Below are 7,080 nucleotides of genomic sequence, written 5' to 3' on the forward strand. Positions count from 1 at the left end.
GTCATCGTGATGACTCCTATTCGAGGATTCTTGGAAGGTTGACTCGAAGGATCACACGGTGGCCGCGCCCACATCCGGGAGCGAGGGACCGGCCTCTGTGCGTTACACCACTCTATGGGGCTCTACTCTTGGACACGAAGATGCTTCGACGACGCTCCGACACTATGCGGGACTACTGCCGAATGACCTGGAACAAATCGCGCTCAAGTTGGATGTTCATGCACGTAAGGAGGCCACGAAGTATCCAGTCGCATGATCGTTGATTGAAGTGCCGACCACGTGCCGACCAGGTATTGAGGTCGTCATCAGCAGGAGAAGAACCACCGAACTGTGGTGGACCGTCAAGCACTCGTCTGACCAGGCGATATACCTGAATTGCCGTTGGTGGGCCCAGTGGGGATCGAACCCACGACCCACGGATTAAAAGTCCGTTGCTCTGCCAACTGAGCTATAGGCCCACGCAGAGTCTACCGTCCCAGCGCGGCTGCGCATCCAGCAGCTGCGCAGCCATCCGCACACACGTGTGGCGAGCCCTCGTGGGGCCGCCGCCGCATCGCGAGTGAGTGCAAACCGGCCCCTCGAGCGCCGAATCTGGGCCAGGTTGTACTCACTCGCGGCGGGGTGGGCTGTGCGTGGGCCGCGCGATGCGCAGCTGCGCGGCCCACGCGTGGCGCGGCCCACGCGTGGCGCGGCCCACGCGTGGCGCGGCCCACGCGTGGCGCGGCCCACGCGTGGCGCGGCCCACGCGTGGCGCGGCCCACGCATCGCACACCCCTCAGGGCATCGGCGTGCCCGGATAGGTGCCGAAGGACCAGAGGTTGCCCTCCGGGTCCTTCACCGTGAACTCGCGACTGCCGTAGTCGGTGTCGACGAGCGCAGCGATGATCTCCGCCCCCGACCGCCGTGCCCGCTCGTGCAGCGCATCGACATCCCGCACGACGATGTACGTGCCCGCGGTGCCGGGCCTGCGCGACCACTCGCGGCCCTCCCGGTACGACCCGAGCATCAGGCCGCCCGCGCCCTCGGGCCACAGCAGCTCTGCGTGGGCGACCATGTCGCCGTCGTCATACCGTGCCGTGAGCCGGAAGCCGAACGTCTCCGTCAGGTAGATGATCAGTGCGTTCGCGTCCTGCGCCTGCAGAGTCGCCCAGACGGTCGGCGTGCCCGATGCCTGTCCGGCGCCGCCGCCCTGTCCAGCGCTGCCGATGTCCGAGGGGTCGCGAGGTTCCGTTGCTCCAGTCATGTCTCCAGCGTGCTCGCTCGAAGCCGTCCGCGAAAGTGCCGCGGCACACTCCGAAGACGATTCACACCGCGCAGTGATCTGCCGATGCGCTCCTGCCCTGACCTGCCGCACATCGCCCACGGCCGCCCCTGCACTTCAGCGGCGCGCCGGGCTAGTCTCGTAGACGGAACCACGCCGCAGATCCGTCAGGAGAACGTCATGCCCACCGCAGCACAGCACATCGTCGACACACTGGCAGCGAGCGGCGTGAGCCGCGTCTACGGGATCGCGGGCGATTCCCTCAACGGCTTCACCGATGCACTGCGGGACACGGAGGGCATCAGCTGGTTCAGCACCCGGCACGAGGAGGCCGCCGCGTTCGCCGCCTCCGCCGAGGCCGGGCTCACCGGTTCCCTCGCCGCCTGCGCGGGCTCCTGCGGACCGGGCAACACGCACCTCGTGAACGGGCTGTACGACGCGATGCGCTCCCGCGTCCCGGTGCTGGCGATCGCCGCCCAGATCCCCAGCGAGGAGATCGGCACGGGCTACTTCCAGGAGACCCATCCGCAGGAGCTCTTCCGCGAGTCCAGCGTCTACATCGAGCACGTCAGCAGTGCGGAGCAGCTGCCGCGGCTGCTGCGCATCGCGATGCGCGAGGCACTGTCCCAGCGCGGTCCCGCAGTGCTCGTCATCCCCGGTGATGTGCTGCTCACGCGGATCGACACCGCCGCCGAGGCCGTCCTCCCCGCCGACTCCGCCACCGTCCCAGCCGGGCCGGGGCTGGCGGGCGCCGCGCAGGCGCTCAACGACTGCACGAAGGTGACGATCCTCGCAGGCGCGGGCGTCGCAGACGCGCGCGAACAGGTGATCGAGCTGGCGGAGAGGCTGCAGGCGCCCATCGTCCACGCGCTGCGCGGCAAGGAGTTCATCGAGCACGACAACCCCTATGACGTGGGGATGTCGGGGCTGCTGGGCTTCGCGTCCGGCTACCACGCGATGATGCAGGCGGAGACGCTCGTGATGCTCGGCACGGACTTCCCCTACCCGCAGTTCCTCCCGCGGGATGCGACCGTCATCCAGGTCGACATCCGCGGCGGCCAGATCGGGCGCCGCACCCGGGTCGACCACCCCCTGGTCGGCGATGTGCGCTCGACCGTCGACGTGCTCCTGCCGATGCTCACACAGAAGAAGGACTCGAAGCACCTCTCCCGGATGGTGAAGCACTACGGCAGGACCCGGAAGGAGCTCGACGAACTCGCGACCCCGGCCCGCCGGCGGATCCACCCGCAGTACCTCACCCGGCTGCTCGACGAGGGGGCGACGGACGATGCGGTCTTCCTGCCGGACGTCGGCTCCCCCGTGATGTGGGCGGCCCGCCACCTCACGATGAACGGGAAGCGCAGGCTGATCGGGTCCTTCACCCACGGCTCCATGGCGAACGCCCTGTCCCAGGCGATCGGTGCGCAGGCCAGCCACCCGGATCGCCAGGTGGTCGCGATGGCCGGCGATGGCGGACTGTCGATGCTCCTGGGGGAGCTGCTCACCGTCAACCAGCACGACCTGCCGGTCAAGACCGTCGTCTACAACAACGACTCCCTCAACTTCGTGGAACTGGAGATGAAGGCCGCCGGGTTCGTCACGCACGCGACGGACCTGGGCCGCACGGACTTCGCGGCGATCGCGGATGCGGTCGGGATCAAGGGATTCCGCGTCGAGAAGCCCAAGGAGCTCGAAGAGGCGGTGAGGGAATTCCTCGCACACGACGGTCCTGCACTGCTGGACGTAGTGGTGGAGCGGCAGGAGCTCTCCATGCCGCCCTCCATCAAGGCGGAGCAGGCGGCAGGCTTCGCGCTCTTCGCCGTCCGCACCGTCCTGTCCGGTCGCGGCGATGAGCTGATCGACCTGGCGAAGGCGAACCTGCGCCAGCTGCTGTGATGCGACTGCGGCCCGCCGCACCGCACCCACGCCGGCGGGGCGGCGGGAGGGGGGGGGGGGGGCCGCAGCGTGCTCCGGGAGCCCCGGTCCCTCAGAGGCGAGGGTCCGGCCGCCAGGTGCGGGGGGCCTCGGGCGCGTCGCCGTTCTCGCCCGTCGCCTCGTCGATGCCGGGCAGTCCCAGCTGGTCGACCGTCTCACCCTCGATGTCCTTCTTCCCCCTACGCCGCGACGCGGCCGCCATGAGATGGCGCAGGCCTGCGGTGATGTCCGCATCGCGCAGCGGCGAGCTGGACGCGGGGTCGAGGTCAGGGGAGAAGTGGTTCGGCATGTCGCCGAAGGCGTTCTGCGCGTTCTTCACGACGGTGCCCGCCATGATGCGGTTGGCGGTGCCGCCGACGACGGCGCCCACGCCGAACGGCAGCGCGCGCCCGATGACCGATCCGCCGGTGCGTGCGGCGTAGGTGCGGATGAGCTTCTTCCGCAGCTTCTTCACCACCGAGTCCATGACGACGGAGGGGATCTGCTTCGTCACGAGCGCGCCGAAGTTCGAATGGACGGGCGCGCCGCCGTCGACCTGGTCGGAGAACTGGCGGACGAGGTCCTTGCCGGATCCGCCCAGCATGAGCCCCATGACGAGCGCGTTCGCGCGCTTGGGCTCGCGCACCTGCATGCCGTGCAGCTCTGCGAGCGACTGCGAGTACAGGGCTGACAGCTCGAGGAAGCCGCCCGTCTCGACGGCAGCCAGCCCGAGCGCCGCACCGGTGCCGATGCCGGGGACGACGGCGGTCGCGCCCACTGCCGCGCCGCCGCCCATCGCCAGGGTCACGTAGTGCTTGCGGAGGATCTCCGCGATCTCCGCCGGCGAGGCGTGCGGATGGCGCCGGCGCACGCTGCGGATGTAGGCGAGCACGACCGGCCGCTGGACGGACAGTGCCTTCTCGAACAGGCCCTTCGCCTGCGGGCGGAGCTCGCCGTTCTTGTCGAACGCGAGCTTCGTGGCCGCGCCCAGTCCCTTCGTCGCAGTGGAGTTCGTCGTCATAGGTCCTCCTCAGGTCCTTGCCGGAGCCCACGCCGTGTGGGGGCGTCGTCTCGTGGGGTGCCCGGGCCAGCCGCAGGATCGCTGCGGAGGGGACTCCACCCACGACAGTACAAACGTCGCCTGAGTGCTTCCCGATTCCTGTGAGTCTCCAGAGTCGGAGAGTAGCCTGGAGCATGATGCGCAGACACCACAAGCCCCTCCCGAAAGCGGATCTCGAGGGCTACGCCACCCACCCGGACCCCGCCCAGCTGGCCGAACTCGCGCACGCCGCGGCCTCGCTGCTGGTCTACGGGAACACCGACGGCGCGCCCGCAGCCGCCGATGACGCGGACCGCGCTGCGCGTGACGACGAGGCGACCGCCCGCTTCGTCCACCTGTCCGATGAGATCGGCCTCGAGGCGATCGCGGAGATCTGGGCCACAGCGCCGGCCGTCTCGCTGCCCGGCGTCCTCTGGCGGCTCTACGCCCTGCGCGAATGGATCGTGCGCAGCCCCCGACGCGCGGCGGAGGAGTACACGACGGGCCGCAACGTGTCCCGCGCCGACGGTCTGGGCGGTCGCATCCGCGTCGACGCGTATCTGGCGGAGCTGGTGGCGGGGATCGAGGATCCTCCCGGCCCCGACGAGGTCGCGCGCGCCGCGGACGAGATCCTCGCCGGCGCCTTCCGGGGTGACTTCACCATGGCCCTGCTGCGGGCGGCCGCCTTCGCCGAGGTCGCCGCCGCCGGCCGCTGGGAACTGGGCCGGCGCGACGATTCCCGCGCGTTCGAGCAGCTGGCGACCGACCTCGCCTCATCTGCGCGTTCGCATCGCGCGAACGAACTGGCGTGAGCCCGCCGGGTGATGAGTGGGGTGCTGCCTGGGGTGTGAGTCGTTAGACTGGTGCCGTGGCCCTCGGGCCACACCGGGTGTCGGGCTGCTGAAGCCCCGGGCTCCAACACACGCCGCTTCGAGCGGCCTATCGCCGAGAGGCGCTCTCAGTCCGGCACCCGCCTACTCTTCTGAAGCAGTGAGGATGGTGTTCCTGTGCGCCTTCGCCGTTTGTCTCACGAGGCGGAGTACTTCACGCACCTCACAGGCCTCTCCTCGAGCCTGCGGCAGAGCAGTCTGATCCTCGCGGAGCTGTCCGGCATCCCCGTCGAGGAGCGCCGCGAAGCGGCGGGTCGCCTCGCAGCCGTCTCCGACGAGGCGGATGCCGCGGAATCAGCGGTGCTGCGGGCACTGCGGGAGAACTACGCCACGCCGATCGACCGCGACGCGCTCTATCGACTCACCAACGCACTGTGCCAGACCACCCACAGGCTGGAATCCGTGGGATTCGCGCTGTCGTCCTCCGCCTTCGAACAGCTCCCCGTGGGTGTCCTCGAGATGCTCGCCGTGCTGTCGAACGCGACGGACCAGACGCACAGCATGCTCAAGCGGCTGCCGGGCAAACCGGATCAGTGGCAGTACGTGGAATCGATGTCACGGCTCTTCTACCGGGCGGAGGCGCTGCACCTCCAGGTGTCCGACGCGGTGCCCGCCGCGCGGAGGGGCCTCGCGTATCTGGCCGCCGCGACCCTGCTGGGGCAGACGTTCTACGAGGCCGCCCGCTCCTTCACATCCATCGGCACAGTCGTCGCCGAAGTCGCCGTCCGCGAATCCTGAGCGGGGAACGTGGAGCTGCTCTTCGTCGTCGCGGTCCTCTCCGTCACCGCCTTCGCCTTCGTCAACGGCTTCCATGATGCCGGCGTCACGGTCGGCAACGCCGTCGCGAACCGAGCGCTGAACCCGCGCGTCGCACTGTGGCTGTCGGGGACGTTCAACTTCATCGGTGCGCTCCTGGGCCAGGGGGTCGCACTGGTGATCGCGGAGAACACGGTGTCTCTGCCGCATGACCCGCACGGCATCCTCTCCGTCATCGTCGCGGGGATGATCGCGGCGACGGCCTGGGGGATCGTGACGTACATGCTGGCAGTGCCGGTGTCGTCGTCCTACAGCCTCGTCGGGGGAGTGCTGGGCGCCGGGCTGGTCTACGGGGCGGTCGCTGACTTCGAGGGCATGCTGATGCGGCTCATCCTGCCGCTGCTGATCGCCCCGCTGGTCGTCCTCGGCCTGTCCGCTCTGGTCACAGCCGTCGTCACCAGGCTGGCCGCCACCTCTGCGCCCAAGCCGCTGTTCCGCACTGCGCGCGCCGCGGACGCGGTGATGACGGGGCTCCTGTCGCTGGGGCACGGTGTGCAGGACGCCCAGAAGTCCGCCGCAGTGCTCGCGATGGCCGTCCTCGCCTACGAGGGGATCGACTTCGTGGCGGGGGAGGACACCACCGTGGGCTGGCCCGTGAGGCTCCTCGTCGCGACGGCACTGGCGGTCGGCACCGTCACCTCCGGCTGGCGCGTCGCCCGGACTGTCGCGGTGCGGATGGTGAAGCTCGATCCGCTCAAGTCCGTCATCGCGAACGGCGTCGCGGCGACCACCACGCTCGTGTCAGCCTTCGCCGTCGCGGTGCCCGTCTCGATCGTCTACACGGTGTCCGCCGCGAACGTCGGCACCCAGTTCTCCGGGCGGCGCGGACATATCCGCACGCGCTTCCTCTACCCCGTCATCGGCTCGGCCCAGCTGGGGATCCCCGTGCCGGCGGTCCTGGGCGCGGCGCTCGCCGGGCTGCTCGTCCTCATGGGTGTGTGAGGCGATCGAAAGCAGCCTGCTGGGAGCCAGACGGCGCCCGGGGTGAGTTCGAAAGCTCAACATGCGGACGAAATCGGCTGGCGGTTTCAGTGGGTCATCGCAACAGGTGGTCTGAGAGTACTTCGTAGGGAGTCGCGAATTCCAGACGCCGACGTGGTCGGCGGTTCATCTGATCGGCGACGTGGTCGAGATCGATCTGGCTGTGGACGCTGAGATCA

The 7,080-nt window shown here is 69.3% G+C and carries 6 protein-coding genes and 1 tRNA gene; 4 read left to right on the top strand and 3 right to left on the bottom strand.

What is annotated here, in order from left to right; all coding sequences use genetic code 11:
* Positions 1-382: 382 nt before the first annotated feature.
* A tRNA-Lys gene (locus BSP109_RS15920) sits at positions 383-458 on the bottom strand.
* Positions 459-775: 317 nt separating this feature from the next.
* Positions 776-1,243 carry a VOC family protein gene (locus BSP109_RS15925; RefSeq protein ID WP_101601912.1) on the bottom strand — a complete coding sequence of 156 codons (468 nt, stop codon included), beginning with the start codon at positions 1,241-1,243 and terminating at the stop codon, positions 776-778.
* Between the two features lie 198 nt (positions 1,244-1,441).
* On the opposite strand from BSP109_RS15925, the gene poxB reads away from it, so the two are divergent.
* Complete coding sequence (gene poxB / locus BSP109_RS15930) at positions 1,442-3,157, top strand: ubiquinone-dependent pyruvate dehydrogenase (RefSeq protein ID WP_101601914.1); 1,716 nt, start codon at positions 1,442-1,444, stop codon at positions 3,155-3,157.
* Positions 3,158-3,248: 91 nt separating this feature from the next.
* On the opposite strand, the gene BSP109_RS15935 is transcribed toward poxB, so the two are convergent.
* Positions 3,249-4,196 carry a hypothetical protein gene (locus BSP109_RS15935; protein ID WP_087008925.1) on the bottom strand — a complete coding sequence of 316 codons (948 nt, stop codon included), beginning with the start codon at positions 4,194-4,196 and terminating at the stop codon, positions 3,249-3,251.
* Positions 4,197-4,372: 176 nt separating this feature from the next.
* Here BSP109_RS15935 and BSP109_RS15940 point away from each other — a divergent pair, with 176 nt between their 5' ends.
* The 3 genes from BSP109_RS15940 to BSP109_RS15950 all read left to right on the top strand — a co-directional run bounded on the left by BSP109_RS15940 (position 4,373) and on the right by BSP109_RS15950 (position 6,862).
* Positions 4,373-5,026, top strand: a complete 654-nt coding sequence (locus BSP109_RS15940) for a hypothetical protein (RefSeq protein ID WP_256970402.1) — start codon at positions 4,373-4,375, stop codon at positions 5,024-5,026.
* A 195-nt stretch (positions 5,027-5,221) separates the two neighbouring features.
* Positions 5,222-5,842, top strand: a complete 621-nt coding sequence (locus BSP109_RS15945) for a DUF47 family protein (protein WP_087008923.1) — start codon at positions 5,222-5,224, stop codon at positions 5,840-5,842.
* A 9-nt stretch (positions 5,843-5,851) separates the two neighbouring features.
* Positions 5,852-6,862, top strand: coding sequence for an inorganic phosphate transporter (locus BSP109_RS15950; protein ID WP_101601915.1), 1,011 nt, complete (start codon positions 5,852-5,854; stop codon positions 6,860-6,862).
* The last annotated feature ends 218 nt before the right edge of the window (positions 6,863-7,080 follow it).

It is taken from the genome of Brevibacterium sp. Mu109 (assembly GCF_900169375.1).
Lineage (GTDB): Bacteria > Actinomycetota > Actinomycetes > Actinomycetales > Brevibacteriaceae > Brevibacterium > Brevibacterium yomogidense_A.